We start from the raw sequence: 17933 nt of genomic DNA on the forward strand, positions 1-17933 counted from the left end.
TTGTGTATAAGAGACAGGCCGTGGCCGTCGCGCAGCAGCGGGCGCCACGGCACGGCGGCGGGGACGCAGTGGATGCGGTTGCGGTAGAAGTCGGCGCCGCCGGCTTCCGGTGCGGCGCTGCTTGCGCTCGCGGGCAGGAGCGTCGCGAGGTTGTTGCGGGCGCGGTGCGTGACGGCGGTGATCAGGAAGCGGCGCTGGTCGCTGTCGATGCCGGCATGCCGCGCGTGATCCGCGAGCTCGAAGGTGGTGCCGGGTGCCGCGCCGCGCACGGTGCCTTCGCCGAGCATCTGCCGCATGCGGGCGTCGATGGCTTCGCGCTGGCGGCGGATCATGCGTTCGCCGTCGGCCGCGGTCTGCCAGGCATAGGGACCGGGGTCGTCGGTGGCGATGGTGGCGGCGCCCGCTGCAGGGTCGATGGCGCTGTCGGCGGTCTGGGGGCGTGTCGCCAGGCTGCGGTAGTCCCAGCTCGCGGCGCGGGTGGCGGTGGTGTCGATGCGCGCGCTGGCGGTCCAGCGGTCGAGGCTGTCTTCGGCGAGCGTCGCGCCGGCCTGGGTGAAGCGGATGCGCGGCTGCGGGTTGTCGCGGAAGGCGGCGTTGTGGTCGGCGATGACGAGGGTGTGGGCGCCGAGCGCGGCGCCGCTGTCGGCCTGGTGCTCGAACCAGCAGAACAGCCCTTCCTCGGCGAGCAGGCGCCTGAGGAAGGCGAGGTCGCTTTCGCGGTACTGGGTGGTCATGCCGCGCCGCGGGTAGGCGGCGGGATCGGCGAGCTGCCAGCGCCATGCGGGGGCGAGCCGCCCCCGTGCCTGCCAGTCGCCGAGCAGTTCGTCGACGATCTCGACGACGCTCATGTCCTGGAACAGGTAGCTGTCGCGCGTCCGCTCGAGGAAGCTCAGCCACGGCGCTATCGTCAGCCGGTAGCGCGCGAAGCCGCCGTCGGCCCCGAGGCGGGCGGCATGGGTGATGTGGCCGTGGAAGGGGCGCAGTTCGGTGCGCGAGGCCGCGGTGAGCAGATCGACGCGTGCGGGCTGTCCGAGCAGGGGGGCGAGAGGCAGGTGTGCGTCCGCGCTCAGGGCGGTGAGCTCGATGCGGAAGCCGGCATGTTCGGCGAGCGGGCCGAGCGCTTCGTCGATGATGGCCGTTTCGGCGAGCAGGACGTCGGCGCCGAGCGGCGTCGTCAGCGTGAGCAGACGCGCGGTCTGACGCCATCCGGCGCCGCCGGTGATGAGGTCGGGAATGCTGTGCATGTGGGGTCCGGGACGCGCGCCGCGGCGAACGGGGGCAGCAGCGTCACTTGCGCTTGGTTGCCGGAAAAGCCCGTCAGCATATCCTAAAATCATGTCGACGGGATTCGTGTCGAGGCGCTCGCACGGGGTCGCACGGAGCGCGCGAGACGCGGTCGAAGCCGATGGTGGATGCCTGCTGCGGGCTCGCGCGCGGCAGTCGTGGGCGTGAAGGTGAGGCGCTGCGAAAAAATGTTGCGTACATTTTTCGGGCGCCTGTGCACAATGTGGGAACGTGAGACTGGGTGCGAGGAATGCGATGCGACTGCACGGGTTTCTGGCGGCGCTGCTGGGCCTTCTGGGGTCCGCTGTGTTCGCGTCCGGGGCGGGCGCGGCGGACGCGAATGCGCTGAACGTCTACAACTGGAACGACTACATCGCGCGCGACACGATCGCGGCCTTCGAGAAGACCACCGGCATCGCGGTGAAGTACGACCTGTACGACAGCAACGCGACGCTGCAGGGCAAGCTGCTGACCGGTGCCAGCGGCTATGACGTCGTCTATCCCAGCGTCGAGTACGCGGGCCGGCAGATCCAGGCGGGCATCTTCCAGCCGCTCGACAAGGCGCGCCTGCCGAATCTCGCCAACCTCGACCCGGTGATCCTGAAGGCGGTCGAGCGCGCCGACCCCGGCAACCGCTTCGTCGTGCCCTACATGTGGTACACGACCGGGGTCGCGATCAATGTCGACAAGGTGGAGAAGGCGCTGGACGGCAAGCTGCCGGACAACGCGTGGGATCTCCTTTTCGACCCGGCCGTGACCGCGCGCCTGAAGGGCTGCGGCATCGCGCTGATGGACGAGGCGAGCGACGTGATTCCGGCGGCGATGCTGTATGCCGGCGCCGACACCGCGAAGATGGATCCGGCCGACATCCGCGCCGCGGTCGACAAGATTCGGCCGGTGCGGCGCGACATCCGCGTGTTCAATACGTCTCCGATCGACCAGATGGCCAAGGGCAGCCTGTGCGTCGCGATGATGTTCTCGGGCGACGCGCTGATCGCCGCGCGGCGTGCGGCCGAGTCGCACACCGGCGCGAACGTGCGCTACCTGATCCCGAAGACGGGGGCGATGATGTCGGTGGATGTGATGGCGATCCCGCGCGACGCGCCGCACGTCGCCAACGCCCATGCGTGGATCAACGCGATGCTGGATCCCAAGGTCGTCGCGCAGATTTCCAACGAGACCTACTACCTCAGCGCCAACGCGGCGGCGCTGCCGCTGACCTCGGCGGAGATCACCGGCAATCCGGCGATCAATGTTCCCGGGGCGCTGAAGCTGCGCCTGCACGCGAAGCCGGTGCTGACGAAGGAGGTTCAGCGTGAGCTCACGCAGGCGCTGAACCGTTTCAAGACGGCGAAGTAGCGCGGCCGGGCCGGGAGACGGGCGTGGAACCGGACGGCGAAAAGGGGGCGGACTGGGGCGCGAAGACGGGGCAGGCCTACCTGCGCATCGAGGGCGCGACGAAGCGCTTCGACGACACGCTCGCGGTCGATGACGTGTCGCTGGCGATCGCCGAACGCGAGATCTTCGCGCTGCTGGGCAGCTCGGGCTGCGGCAAGTCGACGCTGCTGCGCATGCTCGCCGGGCTGGAGGTGCCGGACGCGGGGCGCATCGTGCTCGACGGCGAGGACCTCGCCGCCGTGCCCGCGCACCGCCGCCCGACGAACATGATGTTCCAGTCGTATGCGCTCTTCCCGCACATGACGGTCGAGGCCAACGTCGCGTTCGGCTTGTGGCAGGAGCGGCCGCGGCTCACGCGCGCCGAGGTCGGTGCACGCGTCGCCGAGATGCTGGAACTGGTGCAGATGCAGCGCTATGCGCGCAGGAAGCCGCACGAGCTCTCGGGCGGGCAGCAGCAGCGCGTCGCGCTCGCGCGCAGCCTCGCGAAGGAACCCAAGCTGCTGCTCCTCGACGAGCCGCTCGCGGCGCTCGACAAGAAGATCCGCCAGCGCACGCAGCTCGAACTCGTGAACCTGATCGAGCGCGTCGGCGTCACCTGCATCCTCGTCACGCACGACCAGGAAGAGGCGATGACGATGGCCGGGCGCATCGGCGTGATGAGCGAGGGGCGCCTGCTGCAGGTCGGCACGCCGGGCGAGATCTACGAGACGCCGAACTGTCGCTTCACGGCCGAGTTCATCGGCGAGACCAACCTGTTCCGCGGGCGGGTCGCGGGCGGGGCGCTCGCGTGCGGGGACTTTCCCGCGGCGATCGTGCTGCCGCCGGATGCGGCCCTGGCCGCGGGGGATGAGGTCTGGGTCTCGGTGCGCCCCGAGCGCGTGACGCTGAGCCGCGCCGGTGCCGCGTCCAGTCATGCGCCCGGCGATGCCAACTGCAACGCGGCATCGGGCGAGGTCGCCGACATCGCCTACCTCGGCAGCCATTCCGTGTATCACGTGCGCCTCGCCAACGGCCGCGTCGTGATCGCGAACGTGCCCTCCGTGCATTGGGGCGACGCGCCGTCGCCGACCTGGGGCGATGCGGTGCGGGTCGCGTGGTTCGCGCCCGACGGCGTGGTGCTGACGCGATGAAGCCGCCGCGCTTCGTCCTCGCGCGCGGACGCTTCTGGGTGGGACTGCTGCCTTGGGCGTGGATGCTACTGTTCTTCGCGCTGCCGTTTGCGCTGATCGTGAAGGTCAGCCTGTCCACGCCCGAACTGGCGATCCCGCCCTATGTGCCACCCTTCGTCATGGAACCGGGGGCCGTGCTGCCGCAGCTGCGGCCGGACCTCGCGAGCTACCGCCGCCTGCACGACGAGCTGCTCGCGCTCGGCACCTCCGGCGCGGACCTGCAATACCTCTCCGCGTGGGGCAGCTCGCTGCTGCTCGCGGCGCTGACGACGTTGCTGTGCCTGCTGATCGGCTATCCCTTCGCCTACCACATCGCGCGCTCGCGCGAGGCTGCGCGCAATACCCTGTTGATGCTGGTGATGCTGCCGTTCTGGACCTCGTTCCTGCTGCGCGTGTATGCGTGGATGGTGCTGCTCGACAGCAGCGAGCTGGGGCTGATCAACCGCCTGCTGCTCGCGGCCGGGCTCGTCGATGCGCCGCTGCAGCTCCTCTACAATTCGGGCGCGGTGCTGCTCGGCATGGTCTACAGCTACCTGCCCTTCATGGTGCTGCCGCTCTACGCCAACCTCGTGAAGCTCGACCAGCGCCTGCTCGAGGCGGCCGCGGACCTCGGCGCGCGGCCGGGGACGACCTTCCTGCGCGTGACCCTGCCGCTGTCGCGGCGCGGCATCGTTGCCGGCTCGATGCTGGTGTTCATCCCGGCGGTGGGCGAGTTCGTGATCCCGGACCTGCTGGGCGGCGGCGACGTGCTGATGATCGGCCGCAAGATCTGGGACGACTTCGGTCCCAACCAGGACTGGCCGATGGCGGCCGCGGTCGCGGTGACGATCGTGCTGGTGCTGATCGCGCCCATCGTGCTGCTGCACCGGCATGGCCGCACGGATGGTCGCAGCAGTGGCCGCAACGCGGAGGCAGGGCAGTGAGCGCGCGTTCCCGCCCCGGTGCGACGGCCTGGCTGCTGGCGGTGTACGTCTTCCTGTACGTGCCCATCCTGTGCCTGATCGTGTTCTCGTTCACGGCCGGCGAGATCACCACCCAGTTCGACGGCTTCTCGCTGCGCTGGTATGGGGAGCTCGCGCGCGACGAGGAGCTGATCGACGCGGTGCTGCTGTCGCTGCGCGTCGGCGCGCTGGCCGCGAGCGCGGCGGTCGTCGTCGGCACCGCCGCGGCCTTCGTGCTCGCGCGCTTCGGGCGCTATCCGGGCAGCGCCGCGTTCGCCGGCCTGACGACGGCGCCGATGGTGATGCCCGAGGTCGTCATCGGACTGTCGCTGGTGCTGTTGTTCACCCATCCGCTCTTCGCCTTCCTCGGCGGACGCGGTGTCGCGGCGATCTGGGCCGCGCACACGACGCTGTGCACCGCCTACGTCACCGTGCTCGTGCAGTCGCGCCTGCGCGAGATGGACCGGTCGCTGGAGGAGGCGGCGCTCGACCTCGGCTGCCCGCCGTTCAAGGTCTTCTTCGTGATCACCGTGCCGGTGATCGCGCCGGCGCTGGTGGCGGGTTGGCTGCTGGCCTTCACGCTGTCGATGGACGACTTCGTGCTCGCGGCGATGCTCTCCGACCCCGGTAGCACGACGCTGCCGGTGCTGGTGTTCGCACGCCTGCACCACGGCCTCAAGCCCGAGATCAATGCGCTGGCGACGGTCATCGTCGCGGTCGTGTCGCTGGCGGTCGTCGTCGCCAACCGCGCGCTGCTGTCGGCGCAAAGGAAACGCGCGGCGGCGCTGCGCCATGCGGCGGGAATTTCGCCGATGGATGCGCCAGCCGTTACACTTCCGAATACCCATATCCGGAGGTAACTGGATTGCGCGTTCCCGAGACTGTCACGACCGACGAGAACGACGACGAACGCGTGGTGCTGGCGGAGGCCGCGGCCGTCAGCGAGGCGGAGGCGGCCCATGAGCGCCCGGCCAGCCTGCCGGCGATGTACCGCGCGCTGTGGCAGCACGCGGAGGGCGTGCGCCACCTGATCTTCGGCGCCTTCGCCCTGCTGCTCGCCTCCCAACTCTTCAAGCTCGCCGTGCCGTGGTTCGCCGGCAACGCGATCAACGCGATCCAGAAGGGCGGGCTCGAGGCATTGTCCGACGCCGGGCGCTGGCTGATCCTCGTGTTCACGGCCATCGTCGCGACCTGGCTGCTGCACGGCCCCGGCCGCATCCTCGAACGCAACGTCGCGCTGCGCGTGCGCGAACGCCTGTCGGCGCTGCTCATCGGGCGCCTGATGCGCGCGCCGCTGGCGTGGCACGAGCGCCACCACTCCGGCGAGATCACGCACCGCGTGCAGCAGAGCACCAGTGCGCTGTACGACTTCGCGCAGAGCCAGTTCATCTACCTGCAGAACACCGTGCAGCTCATCGGCCCGATCGTCGCGCTGTGGCTGATCTCGACGCTCGTCGGTAGCGTCGCGGTGATCGGCTACGGCCTCATCGCGCTGATGATCACGCGCTTCGACCGCGTGATGATGAAGATCGCCGTCGACACCAACCGCGCCGAGCGCGCGTGGTCCGCGACCATGGTCGACGTGCTCGGCAACGTGCTGTCGGTGCTTGCGCTGCGCCGTGCCGAAGGCGTCGCGCGCCTGATCGCGACGCGGCTGGAGGCGATGGCGGGGCCGCTCAAGCGCAGCATCGTCATCAACGAGGCGAAGTGGGCCGCGGTCGACCTGCTCGCGAGCCTGCTCTGGTGCATCCTCGTTGCCGTGTATGCCGCGGAGGCGGCCGGTCTGATCGGTGTGGAGGTGGCTGGTGGGGGGGCCGCCGGCGTCGCGACCGGCATCGCGCTGGGCAAGGTCTTCATGGTGTACGAATACTCGCAGCAGGCCGGTGGCGTGATCACCGCGATCGCCTCGCACTTCCAGTCGCTGTCGCGCCAGCGCGCCGACTTCGCCTCGGCGCAGCCGGTGTTCGTGGCGCGCGAGTCCGCCGAACCCGCGCGCTGCACCACCGACGGCGAACCCTGGCACCGCATGACCGTCGCCGACCTGCGCTTCGCCCATGCGGGCGCCGACCGCGCCGGTGCGACGATCGACATCCCGCATCTGGAACTCGAACGCGGCCGCCGCTACGCGCTGGTCGGCCCCAGCGGCGCGGGCAAGAGCACGTTGCTGCGCCTGCTCGCCGGGCTCGACACCCCGGCCGAAGCGGTCGTGAGCTTCGACGCGATCCCCGCACCCGAGACGGCGTCCATCCTGCGCGGCATTGCGACGCTGATCCCGCAGCAGGCCGAGATGTTCGACGGCACCGTCGCCGAGAACCTGCTGCTGGGCGGCACCGCCCACCCCGAGGCCATCACCGCCGCGCTGCGCGCGACCTGCGCGGACGCCTTCGTCGAGGGCCTGCACGGCGGCCTCGCCGCGCGTGTCGTCGAAGGCGGCGCGAACTGGTCGGGCGGCCAGCGCCAGCGCCTCGCGCTCGCGCGCGGCGTGCTCGCGGCCGACGGCAGCTCGCTTGTGCTGCTCGACGAACCGAGCAGCGCGCTCGACCCGGAAACCGAGGCGCGCGTGTATCAGGGCCTGTTCGAGCACTTCGCCGATGCGGTCGTCGTGTCCTCGGTGCACCGCCTGCACCTGCTCGACCGCTTCGACCGGGTGATCCTCATGCAGGACGGGCGCATCGAGGCGATGGGCACGGCGTGGGAACTCGCGCAGGCCTCGCCGCTCTTCCGCGAGATGCTCGCAGTGCAGGGGCGGCCCGAGAGGCGCAAGCAGCCGGAAGCGCCGCACCCTTAACCCGGCTGCGATGGCGCTGCATTACGCCCGGGCGTTCTCATGAACTCGATCAACTGATCGAGCGCTTTGCCCCAGCCGTCCTCGAAACCCATCGCCGCATGCCGCTGGCAGTCCTCCGGCGTGCCGTGCACGACGCGGGCGCCGTAGAGCGTGCCGCCGTCCTGCGGTGTCATCGTGACGATGCCGGTGAAGAAAAAGAAGTCCGCCATCGCGCCGGCCGGCACGGGCCGGAAGCCCGGCGCCAGCGCGTTCGTCCAGACGAGGCGGCGGTTCGGGACCACCTCCAGATAGCAACCGCTGTTGGGAAACTCCTGCCCTTCGGGCGAGCGCATCACGGTGTGGAATTCGCCGCCGGGGCGCAGCTCGATGCGGCACGCGATGGTCGTCCACGGACGCGGACAGAACCATGGCATCAACAGCTCGGGCTGCGTCCATGCAGCCCAGATTGCTTCCGCCGGCAGATCGACGAAGCGCTCGAAGGACAGGTCGCGGGAAGGATCGTGGTCGGGGGTGTTCATTGCGTGGCCTCCATGCAGGGGATCACGTCGTTGCGGCGTGTTCCGATTGACGCATGAAGGCGTGCGAGGGTTCCGCGCCGTGTCGGGCTGACGCTGTTCGAAGCGGGAATGGAGGGATGTTTCGGCAGGAACCGGCCAGAGCGGCCGTAGGGCTCAGATCACCAATACCGGATAACCGAAGCATCAAGAATTAACGGCGGGCTTGACGGCCTGGGCCTGGCTCCCGGTCCTTTGCCAGTCCTGAGCGTTGACGCTGGTCATTCGCCGCCCTAGGCTCCTCCGATCTCTCCCGCAGGAGCGCGCTGCGATGACGTACTTTGCCGGATTCATTCTGCTGGCGGGCGCGATGCTACTCGGTGTACCTGGCACCACCTTTGCCGACGCCGCGGACAGTTATGCAGTACCGCGCGCGCGGCTGGTGCGCGAGATCGCCGCGATGGCGGCTCAGGACCAGGCCGAAACCGGTAAGTCCATCTCGCCCCGTGTCATGGAGGCGCTGGCCCGGGTGCCGCGCCACAAGTTCGTGCCGGTGGAACACGAACAGCGTGCCTACGAGAACCGGCCCCTGCCCATCGGCTACGGACAGACCATTTCCCAACCCTATGTGGTGGCGCTGATGACCGATCTGCTGCAGGTGAAGGCCGGCGACAGGGTCCTGGAGATCGGCACCGGCTCGGGCTATCAGGCCGCCATGCTGGCCGAGCTGACCGATGCGGTGTTCACGATCGAGATCATCGAGCCCCTGGCCCGGCGCGCCGAAGCCACGCTGAAGAACCAGGGCTACGGCAAGGTCCAGGTCAAGGCAGCCGACGGCTACTACGGCTGGCCCGAGCATGCCCCCTTCGATGCCATCGTTGTCACGGCGGCGGCAAGCCACGTTCCGCCGCCCCTGATTCAACAGCTCAAGCCGGGCGGCCGGATGGTCATCCCGCTCGGCAGTGCCTTCATGACGCAACAGTTGATGCTGGTGGAGAAGGACGGGCGGGGCCGCGTACTGACACGCGAAATCCTGCCGGTGGTCTTCGTGCCGCTCACCGGCAAGCATTGAAGCGCATGCCGGCGCCGCTCGTCTCCGTCGGGCTGATCTCGGCGGCGGTACTCGGCTACCAGCTCCTGCTGATGCGGCTCTTCTCCATCGTGTACTGGCATCACTTCGCCTACATGATGATCAGCCTGGCGCTGCTGGGCTACGGGGTCTCCGGCACCGTCGTCGCCTTGTGGCGCGAACGCATGTCGCGGCATTTCCCCGTCGCTTTCGTCATCAATGCCGCGCTGTTCGGCCTGGCGGCGGTTGCGGCCTTCCAGGTGGCGCAGCGCGTGCCCTTCAATGCCCTGGAGATCCTCTGGGACGCTCGCCAGCCCCTCTTCCTGCTGCTGCTCTACGCGCTGCTATTCGTGCCCTTCTTCTTTGCCGGCAACTGCATCTGCCTCAGTTTCGTCTGCTGCAAAGCGGCCACCCATCGCCTCTATGGCGCCGACCTGCTCGGCGCGGCGGGAGGTTGCCTGCTGGTGATGGCGCTGCTCTTCCTGTTGCCGCCGCTTTCCGCCTTGCGGGTCATCGCTGCACTGGGGCTGCTCGCCGCCGCCGCGGGGGCTTGGCAACTGCGGCTCGGGCCGCGGCTCGCCGCGGTCCTTCTGGCCTTGGCGCTGGTGCTGCCCTTCGCGCTGCCGGCACCGGTCGGCACCCCCGTCCCGAACGAATACAAGAGCCTCTCGCGGACGCTGCACATCGGTGGCGCGCGCGTGCTCGAGGAGCGCTCCAGCCCGCTGGGGCTCCTGACGGTGGTGGAAAGCCCGCGCGTACCCTTCCGCCATGCGCCGGGACTCAGCCTCAACGCGCAGGGGGAGCCGCCCGCTCAATTGGGGGTCTTCACGGACGGGGAGGGCTTCGCCGCACTTACCCGCTTCGACGGTGATTTCGGCAAGCTCGCCTACCTCGACATGATGACTTCCGCCTTGCCCTATCACCTGCTGGAAGCGCCCCATGTGCTGGTGCTCGGGGCGGGCAGTGGCGCAGACGTCCTCCAGGCGCTCAGCCACGAGGCGCGGCGCGTCGAGGCGGTCGAGCTCAACGCCCAGATGGTCGACCTCGTCCGCAACCGGCATGCCGGCTTTGCCGGTGATGTGTACCGGCGCCCGGACGTGCAGGTCCATGTTGCGGAGGCGCGTGGCTTCGTCGCCGCGAGCCAGGAGCGCTACGACCTGATCCAGGTGGCGCTGCTCGATGCCTTCGGCGCCTCCTCCGCCGGACTCTACGGCCTCAGCGAAAGCTATCTCTACACGGTGGAGGCGCTGCAAGGCTATCTGCGCCACTTGCGCCCCGGCGGGCTCCTCTCCATCACGCGGTGGGTCAGCCTGCCACCGCGCGACGCCCTCAAGTTGTTCGGCACCGCGGTGGTCGCACTGGAGCGCGAAGGGGTGGCGCAACCTGGCAATCGCTTGGCCCTGGTGCGGGGCTGGCAGACCGTCACGCTACTCGTCCGGAACGGTGAATTCGGCGCGGAGGACGTCGCAAGGATCCGAGCCTTCAGCGACGCGCGCTCCTTCGATACCGAGTGGGCACCCGGCATTGCCGCCTGGGAGACCAATCGCTTCAACCGGCTCGACCAGCCCTGGTTCCACGAGGGCGCCACCGCACTGCTGGGCGAGGACCGCGCGCAATTCATCGAGCGCTACAAGTTCAACATCGCCCCGGCCACCGACGACCGCCCCTACTTCTTCAACTTCTTCCGCTGGCGGACCTTGCCTGAAATCCTCGCGCTCAAGGGCCGCGGCGGCCTGCCGCTGCTGGAACTGGGCTACCCGGTGCTGGTGGCCACACTGGGGCAGGCGCTGCTCGCCAGCACGCTGCTGATCCTGCTGCCCCTGAGGCTGGGGCGGACGCAGCCCCCGGCCGTGCCGCGGATCCGGGTGTTCGCCTACTTCGCCGCGCTGGGTTTCGGCTTCATGTTCATCGAGATCGCCTTCATCCAGAAATTCTCGCTGCTGCTGCCCCATCCGCTGTATGCCGTGGCCGTGGTGCTCTGCGCGTTCCTGCTCTTCGCCGGCTTGGGCAGCCGCTATTCCGAAAGGCTGCAAGGCGGGGTGTGGCGGCCGGTGCTGGCCATACTTCTGCTCGCGGCGTCCTACCTGCTGCTGCTACCTTGGTTGCTGCGGTCCGCGGTCGCCCTGCCCGACGCCTTGAAGATCCCGCTGGCCGTTGCCTTGATCGCACCGCTGGCCTTCTGCATGGGCATGCCCTTCCCGCGCGGCCTGGCAGCGCTGGCTTCGCACAGCCCGTCCACCGTGCCCTGGGCCTATGGCATCAACGCCTGCACGTCGGTGATCGGCGCCGTGCTGGCGACGCTGCTCGCCATCCACCTGGGCTTCAGCGGCGTCATCGTGTTGGCCGCGGCCCTCTATGGGCTCGCAGCAATGGCGTTCCCCAACCACGGGGCGGGAGGCGTTTCGACGATCGCTGGAAGCGGGAAGAGCGATAATCGATCCGACCGCAATGGCTCTGGCCAGGCCTGAAATGGGGCGGGCGGGTCACGGCCATCAGCTGTCACTCGCCGATTCCACAGAGCCGTCATTCGAGCGACTGGTCCGCTCTGGAATCTGCCAGACGTCTTACGCGAGCAACTCGATCCAGCCGGTACGCTATCGAGTGGCGAGCGGCAACGCAACGCTCAAACAAGTGAGAATTGGGCGCGAGAAATCGAACGCTATGCAGCGCGTACCAATCGAACCGACACCCAGATCAGTCATCCACCACGACGGTATGCGGCACCCTTCCGACCGGCACCGAACGCAGCACTTTGCGGCTCGCAGTGTCGACGATTGACACGTCGTCCGACAGGCCGTTCGCTACGAACAGCAGGCTGCCGTCCCGGTTCAGCGTCGCGCCCCACGCGCGATTGCCCACGAGCACGTAGTCGGTGACCTGGCGGCTCGCGACATCGACGATCGCGATGTGATTGGCGCGGCCGAGCGTCACATATGCGGTCTTGCCGTCGCGGCTCATCGTGATGCCGACGGGGGTGACGTCGTCGGGCCGGAAGCCCTTCGGCTTGAACTCGACCTTCGCCTTGAGCGTGTTCTTCGCGCCGTCGAGCACGGTGACCGCGCCGCCGAGCTCGTTCGTGACCCACACCTCGCCGCCGTCCGGCGTGATCGCGAAGCGGCGCGGCCGGTTGCCGACGACGACGTTCGCGAGGATGCCGTTCGTCGCCGGGTCGATCACGTGCACCATGTTCGCGACTTCGGAGGTCACATAGAGCCGCTTGCCGTCCGGGCTGAGCTTCACGCCCTCGGGCTCCTCGCCGACCTCGATCTTTCCGATCTTCTTGCGCGACCCGACGTCGATGACTGTGACCTGCGCGTCCTCCTCGTTGGAGACGTACATCCGCTTGCCGTCGGGCGACAGGTCGAACATCTCGGGATCCTCGCCGACCGGAATGCTGTGGGTGACCTTGAGCTGCGCGATGTCGATGACATCGACCCGGTTCGAGTTGCTCGCGATCACGAACAGCGCGCTGCCGTCCGGCGACAGGCGCATGTCGCGCGGGCGCTTGCCGGTCGCAACCGTCTTGATGACCTGATGCGTCTTGCCGTCGAGCACGGCGACCGCATTGTCGTTCTCGCTGCTGACGAAGATGAGGCCGGTGTTCTTTGCGTGGGCGGGCACCGCGAGCGCGGCGGCAAGCAGCGCACCGACGAGCGATGCAGGAAGTCGGGGGAAAATCACTAGCGTCTCCTCATTCGTTGATACTTCGTGGCACTGCTGAGCGCCCGGGCCGCTGCCGGCACCTTCAGAAGGGTTTCAGCGAGCGTCGTGCCGCTCGTCGATGGCGGCAGCACCGAAAGATCGCTCATTTGTCGGGGCGGTCAGGGCGAGGGGGACAGGCGTGATCAAAGCCCCTTCCACGCGTAGCGTAAGCCGATCCACGCACTGCGCGGCGTGCCGGGGGCGATGAACTGCTCGCGGCGCCATCCTTCTGGATCCGCTTCAAAGGTGTTGCCAGTACCGACGAATGGGTTTTCGGCCAGCGCGCCGGCCGTCGCATAGCGGCGGTCGAAGACATTGTCGACGCGCGCGAACAGCGTCCAGTCGCGCGCGAGCTTGTAGTCCGCGTTCAGGTTGACGATCGCGTAACCGCCGAGCTTGCCGCGGCCGCCCAAATCTTCGTCCGGCTCGTGGCGGTTGTTCTCGTTGCCCCGCACATACTGGCTAGAGTACGCGAGCAGGTCGGCGCCGATGCGTAGCGCGTCCGCGGCACGCCAGCCGAGGCCCAGCTTCAGGCTGTGCGTCGGCAGCCCGGGCAGGCGATCGCCGCGCTCGACGCGGATCTCGTCGTCGGGACAGCCGCCTTCGCCTTCGGTGCTGTTGTTCTCGGCGAGCATGCAGGCGGAGGACTGGAACGTCGCGTTGAGGTAGCTGTAGTTCACGCGCCAGTCGAGGACACCGGTCTCCCCGGAAAGGCCCAGTTCGACGCCTTCGCGGCGCGTGCGGCCGAAGTTGGTGAAGTAGCCGAGGCTGCCACCGGTGCCGACGAAGAGGATGTCGTCGCGGTTGGTGCTGCGGAAGGCGGTTGCATTCCACAGCATGTTGCCGGCGATTCTGCCGCGCACACCCAGCTCGAAAGTCCGCGTGACGACCTGGTCGAGGAAGGGGTCGGCGGCCATCGCATTGGGCAGGCTGCAGGCATTCTCGGGATCGGCGCACCCCAGCTCGATCGGCGTCGGCGCGCGGCTGCCTTGGGAGAAGCCGCCGTACACGGTAAGGGTCGGTGCGGCTTGCCAAGTGAGGCCCAGCGCGGGGTTGAGCTTGCGGTAGGTGAAGTCGCCGTTGAGGGCGTCACCCATGCGGTCGCGGTTTATCACCCGGGTGCGATTGAAGCGCAGCGAGCCGGTCAGATGCACGGTGGAGGCCAGCGCGACGGTGTCGGTGGCATAGACGCTGGTGGTTCGGGTACGGCCGAGTAGGCTGTTCACCTGCTCCTCGTCTTCGTCGGCCTCGATGCCACGATTGCCGGTGAGTTCGCCACCCTGCTCGCTCTGACGGAAGCTGGCACGGCTGCGGTTGTGGGACACCCCGACGGCAAACTGGTGGGCACCGGCGATACGGCTCCACTGCAGGGCCAGGCCCGCGGCGTTCTGGTCGGTACGGGTGCGGTTGAGCACACCGTTTTCCGGCCCCTCCCCGGCGGGAAAGCCGGCATCGGCCCATTCCTCGAACTCGTCCTCGTACTCGTCGTTGCCGTCGCCGTTGAGCGTGCGCGTGCGGGTGCGCCGGACATAGACGGTGCCGGAGATCTGGTCGTTGTCGCTCAGCCACTGACTGCCGGAGAGCGCCAGCAGGGTGCTGCGGTTCTTCGTCTGGTCGGGATGGGTGAAGATCGCTTCGCGCCGTTGGCGTTCCATGCTTTCGGGCACCAGGCCGTTGCCGATGAGATCGGTGTTGGCGTGGGCCAGCGTGAGGGCGAGATCGGTCGTCGCAGTGCTCCAGGCGAGCTTGCCGAACAGCTGGCCGACCTCCGAGGGAGAACGGTCGCGCCAGCCGTCCTCCTTCATCCCCTCGGCAGCGACAAACCAGGAGAGTTCGTCGCGCTTGCCGCCGTGTTCGACGGAGCCGCCGCGGCGACCAAAGGAGCCGCCGTACAGCTCGATCTCCCCGCCCGGGTGGGTGTCGCCGCGCTTGGTCTGGATCGCCAGCGCGCCGCCCAGGGTGTTCAGACCGTAGAGCGGATTGGAGCCCGGCACCAAGGCCAGCGTGGCGATCGCCGCCTGGGGGATCAGGTCCCAGTTCACGACGTCGCCGAAGGGCTCATTCACGCGCACGCCGTCGAGGAACACGGAGAGGCCCTGCGGCGTGCCGAGCAGGGGCGAGGCGGAGAAGCCGCGGTAATTCACGTCGGCCTGGTAGGGGTTGCCCTGGATCTCGTTGACATTGACGCTGGGCAGGCTGCGCTGCAGGTCTTCGGCGAGCGATTGGCCGCCCGCCTCGCGCAGACGCTGGCTGCTTAGGGTCTGGACGTTGGCGGGGACCTGGTCCTTGGGTAGGCCGATACCGGGCAGCGGCGTGGTCCCGACGACCTCCACCGGCGCGAGTTCGACGGTCTCGGCGGCGACAGCCGTCGCGGCGGGCCCCACAGAGGCGATGAAGAGGGCCAGCGCTTTGCGGATTGGTGCCCGGCTATCGTGCTGCATGATGCTCCTTGTGGTGCTCTGGTATGGGTCAGGTGGTCGTTCTCGCGGCCTTCGATTCGCTTGCAATTGGCCTGTGCCGAAATCCCGCCGGATACATTGCACGGAGCAGAGTACGTACGCCCCGCGTCGTCTTCCATAGGAAAAATTCCCGACTTTTATCCGGTGCGCGAACCGCCCGGCTGATGTGATACTGCCCACATGGAACTGACCTACGTACTGTTGCGCCGCGCGGCGGCGATTTCGCTCGCCTGTCTGCTCTGCGTCCTGCTCCTCGCGGCGTGGCGGGCTCAATCCGATGTCCGCCGCGAAGGCCAGGGCGCCGGGCAGCTCGCGCTCTTGAGCAGCCAGCTCGCTGCTTTGCAGAACGCGCCGGACAATGCGCTCGGGGAGCGGATCGAGGCTTTGCGCGAAGCGGGCCGCTTGGGCCGCTTGCGTCACCTCCAGTTCCGGCTCGAGGATGGGAGAAGCGGTGAAGTGCTGGCGCAATCCGTGGCAGAGGAACTGTCCCCGCCGGCAATGCGACCCTTCCTGTGGCTGCTGGGACTCTTTGCGCGCCCGCACGCGGCGGAGGAATCGGCCTGGCTGCTGGAGCGTGCCGATGGCCGCACGTTTCGCATCACCCTGACCACGCATCCGTTCAGCGAGCAACGAGAGGCGTTCGACGAAATCCTCGGCGTCACCGGGGTCCTGCTGCTCTATAGCCTCAGCCTGCTGGCTGCCCTGTACTGGGCGGTGCGGCACGCCTTTGCGCCATTGCGCCAGATCCTCGACACCATTGCCGCCTTCGAGCGCCAGGACTATGGGGCACGCTTGCCCGCCCTGCGCATCCGCGAACTCGATGTGATCGCGCGTGCCCTCAACCACTTGGCGGCGGCGCTGGGGCAGACGCAGGAGGAGCGACGCCTGCTCAGCCTCAAGGTGCTGACCCTGCAGGAAGACGAGCGCGCCCACATCGCCCGCGAGTTGCACGACGAATTCGGCCAATCGCTCACCGCGATGCGCGCGGATGCGACCTATCTGCTGCGGCGGACCGAGCAGAAGCCGGAGCTGCACACCGTGGCGGCAGAGTTGGAGCAGCAATGCGCCCGCGTCCAGCAGGACATACGCAATCTGCTTGGCTGGCTCGGCAACCCGTGCGACGAAGGGAGCCGCGCATCGATTCCAATCTGCGACCTGATCGAAACCCTGGTCCAGAGCTGGCGCCAGCGCCCTGGACAAACCATCCACTACCAGCTGGCCGTGGACCTTGACGGCAGCGATATCCCCCAAGGTCTGGCGTTGAACCTGTACCGCATGACCCAGGAGGCGCTCACCAACGTCGCCCGCCACGCCGGCGCGAAAACGGTGGCAGTGGCCCTCGCCGCTCGCCCCGGGGAGGGTGTGCAGTGGTCGGTGTGCGACGACGGCATCGGCATTGCCTCCTACTCCGAGGCCCTGCAGCAGGGCAATGGCCTGGCCGGCATCCGTGAGCGGGTCTGGGCCCACGGAGGCGAACTGGAAATGCTCGATCGCGGCCCGGCGGGCGGGCCGCGGGGGCTGTGCCTTCAGGCACGCTTTCCCTGGCCGGAAGCGGCACGCGAGCCAGCCGACCGCGCATCGGCAATGACGTACGCGAGGACAGTCGAATGACCGGCTTGCGCGTGGCAATCGCCGACGATCACGCCGTGGTGCGCACCGGATATCGACGGCTGTTGGAACTGGAGCCGAATGTCAGCGTGGTGGCCGAATTCGCCGACTGCGAAACGGCATACACCTGGCTGAGCGCCAATCATGCCGACATTCTCATTCTCGATCTTTCCATGCCCGGGCGCGGCGGTCTCGAAACACTGCGGCGGCTCAAAGCCCGAGTGCCGACACTGAAGGTTCTCGTCTTCAGCATGCATGGCGCGCCGGCGATGGTCAGTCAAGCCATGCAGGCGGGTGCCGACGGCTATCTGACCAAGAGCAGCGCCCCGGAAGCGCTGATCGCAGCGGTGCTCGACCTCGGCGCAGGCGGGCAGCCGTTGTCGGAGGAAGCCGTGCGCGCCCTGGGCGAAGCCGGGAACGACAGCCAGGCGCCCCATCAGGTGCTGTCGCTGCGGGAATTCCAAGTCTTCACGATGCTCGCGCAGGGACTCGCGGTCGACGAGATTGCCGCGCGGCTTTGCGTCAGCGCCAAGACCGTCGCCAACTACCAGACAGCCATCCGGCAGAAGACCGGGCTGAGCAATGCGCTGGAGATGTTTCGCTACGCGCGGACCCACGCACTGCTCGAGTGAACCGAAAGGCCGCTGCCTTCGGCCCACTACTCAGTGCTCCAGCGTGCTTCAGGTCTGCTCCTCCTTCATAGGGTCACGGGACTGTGGCCAACCGACCCACCGACGAGAGCACGTCGGACAATCTCCCACCACGGCGCGTGACCCAGAACGCCAATAGCAACGGCGCAGGACGTGAAAGGTGCGTTCTCGCATCGTCAATTCGGTCGAGTACGTACGGCCGAGGTCGACGCTGGCCAGGCGTGTGGCGACTGTCCGCTGTTCGAGTTGTGTGTGTCAAGTTGTGCAAATTGGGTGAGCACGGCATGGTTGATTCATTTCGCTTTCAGCGCTGCGCAGGGCGTAGCCCAAAGCGGCGCTGAAAGCGGTGGCGGCCTCATGCGGCCAGCCGC

Annotated in this window: 13 protein-coding genes; 9 read left to right on the forward strand and 4 right to left on the reverse strand. The window is 68.2% G+C overall.

Annotation, left to right across the window (positions count from 1 at the left end; genetic code table 11):
- Positions 1-1244: type VI secretion system Vgr family protein (locus GPA27_RS24920; protein WP_169143132.1), on the reverse strand; the 1244-nt coding region annotated here is incomplete at its 3' end.
- 295 nt (positions 1245-1539) lie between these two features.
- Here GPA27_RS24920 and GPA27_RS24925 point away from each other — a divergent pair.
- Genes GPA27_RS24925 through GPA27_RS24945 form a run of 5 tightly spaced genes read left to right on the forward strand, consistent with a single transcriptional unit; the run spans position 1540 to position 7580 of the window.
- A complete protein-coding gene (locus tag GPA27_RS24925; protein WP_169143133.1) occupies positions 1540-2643 on the forward strand; it encodes a polyamine ABC transporter substrate-binding protein in 1104 nt (367 codons plus the stop codon).
- A gap of 23 nt (positions 2644-2666) precedes the next feature.
- Positions 2667-3812 carry an ABC transporter ATP-binding protein gene (locus GPA27_RS24930; protein ID WP_169143134.1) on the forward strand — a complete coding sequence of 382 codons (1146 nt, stop codon included), beginning with the start codon at positions 2667-2669 and terminating at the stop codon, positions 3810-3812.
- Positions 3809-4774 carry an ABC transporter permease subunit gene (locus GPA27_RS24935; RefSeq protein WP_169143135.1) on the forward strand — a complete coding sequence of 322 codons (966 nt, stop codon included), beginning with the start codon at positions 3809-3811 and terminating at the stop codon, positions 4772-4774. Before GPA27_RS24930 ends, GPA27_RS24935 begins: the two co-directional genes overlap by 4 nt.
- Positions 4771-5652: an ABC transporter permease subunit gene (locus tag GPA27_RS24940; RefSeq protein ID WP_169143136.1), complete on the forward strand. Its 882-nt coding sequence runs from the start codon at positions 4771-4773 to the stop codon at positions 5650-5652. Before GPA27_RS24935 ends, GPA27_RS24940 begins: the two co-directional genes overlap by 4 nt.
- Positions 5653-5657: 5 nt before the next feature.
- Entirely contained in the window at positions 5658-7580 is a 1923-nt protein-coding gene (locus tag GPA27_RS24945; protein ID WP_246261458.1) for an ABC transporter ATP-binding protein, read from the forward strand.
- Here GPA27_RS24945 and GPA27_RS24950 read toward each other — a convergent pair.
- On the reverse strand, positions 7577-8098 hold the full coding sequence (locus tag GPA27_RS24950; protein ID WP_169143137.1) for an SRPBCC family protein: 522 nt from the start codon (positions 8096-8098) through the stop codon (positions 7577-7579). The two genes, GPA27_RS24945 and GPA27_RS24950, sit on opposite strands and share 4 nt — an antisense overlap.
- 307 nt (positions 8099-8405) lie before the next feature.
- On the opposite strand from GPA27_RS24950, the gene GPA27_RS24955 reads away from it, so the two are divergent.
- Positions 8406-9146, forward strand: coding sequence for a protein-L-isoaspartate(D-aspartate) O-methyltransferase (locus tag GPA27_RS24955; protein WP_169143138.1), 741 nt, complete (start codon positions 8406-8408; stop codon positions 9144-9146).
- Positions 9147-9151: 5 nt separating this feature from the next.
- A complete protein-coding gene (locus tag GPA27_RS24960) occupies positions 9152-11611 on the forward strand; it encodes a spermidine synthase (protein WP_169143139.1) in 2460 nt (819 codons plus the stop codon).
- 226 nt (positions 11612-11837) lie between these two features.
- Here GPA27_RS24960 and GPA27_RS24965 read toward each other — a convergent pair whose 3' ends face one another.
- Both GPA27_RS24965 and GPA27_RS24970 read right to left on the reverse strand, forming a co-directional pair.
- The gene (locus GPA27_RS24965) at positions 11838-12824 is read right to left on the reverse strand and encodes a PQQ-dependent catabolism-associated beta-propeller protein (protein WP_076602032.1); all 987 of its coding nucleotides are present in this window, start codon (positions 12822-12824) and stop codon (positions 11838-11840) included.
- Between the two features lie 164 nt (positions 12825-12988).
- Positions 12989-15286 carry a TonB-dependent receptor gene (locus tag GPA27_RS24970; protein WP_169143140.1) on the reverse strand — a complete coding sequence of 766 codons (2298 nt, stop codon included), beginning with the start codon at positions 15284-15286 and terminating at the stop codon, positions 12989-12991.
- A 198-nt stretch (positions 15287-15484) separates the two neighbouring features.
- On the opposite strand from GPA27_RS24970, the gene GPA27_RS24975 reads away from it, so the two are divergent.
- Both GPA27_RS24975 and GPA27_RS24980 read left to right on the forward strand, forming a co-directional pair.
- Positions 15485-16915: a HAMP domain-containing sensor histidine kinase gene (locus tag GPA27_RS24975; protein ID WP_169143141.1), complete on the forward strand. Its 1431-nt coding sequence runs from the start codon at positions 15485-15487 to the stop codon at positions 16913-16915.
- Positions 16912-17544: a response regulator gene (locus tag GPA27_RS24980; protein WP_169143142.1), complete on the forward strand. Its 633-nt coding sequence runs from the start codon at positions 16912-16914 to the stop codon at positions 17542-17544. Before GPA27_RS24975 ends, GPA27_RS24980 begins: the two co-directional genes overlap by 4 nt.
- Positions 17545-17933: the final 389 nt, after the last annotated feature.

The sequence above is a fragment of the Aromatoleum toluolicum genome (assembly GCF_012911005.2).
GTDB classification, from domain to species: domain Bacteria; phylum Pseudomonadota; class Gammaproteobacteria; order Burkholderiales; family Rhodocyclaceae; genus Aromatoleum; species Aromatoleum toluolicum.

What these genes read in the sequence shown, in the direction of transcription:
- GPA27_RS24925 (WP_169143133.1), top strand. Translation starts at nt 1,540, where the DNA reads ATGCGACTGCACGGGTTTCTGGCGGCGCTGCTGGGCCTTCTGGGGTCC.
- GPA27_RS24935 (WP_169143135.1), top strand. Translation starts at nt 3,809, where the DNA reads ATGAAGCCGCCGCGCTTCGTCCTCGCGCGCGGACGCTTCTGGGTGGGA.
- GPA27_RS24950 (WP_169143137.1), bottom strand. Translation starts at nt 8,098, where the DNA reads ATGAACACCCCCGACCACGATCCTTCCCGCGACCTGTCCTTCGAGCGC.
- GPA27_RS24955 (WP_169143138.1), top strand. Translation starts at nt 8,406, where the DNA reads ATGACGTACTTTGCCGGATTCATTCTGCTGGCGGGCGCGATGCTACTC.
- GPA27_RS24960 (WP_169143139.1), top strand. Translation starts at nt 9,152, where the DNA reads ATGCCGGCGCCGCTCGTCTCCGTCGGGCTGATCTCGGCGGCGGTACTC.
- GPA27_RS24970 (WP_169143140.1), bottom strand. Translation starts at nt 15,286, where the DNA reads ATGCAGCACGATAGCCGGGCACCAATCCGCAAAGCGCTGGCCCTCTTC.
- GPA27_RS24975 (WP_169143141.1), top strand. Translation starts at nt 15,485, where the DNA reads ATGGAACTGACCTACGTACTGTTGCGCCGCGCGGCGGCGATTTCGCTC.
- GPA27_RS24980 (WP_169143142.1), top strand. Translation starts at nt 16,912, where the DNA reads ATGACCGGCTTGCGCGTGGCAATCGCCGACGATCACGCCGTGGTGCGC.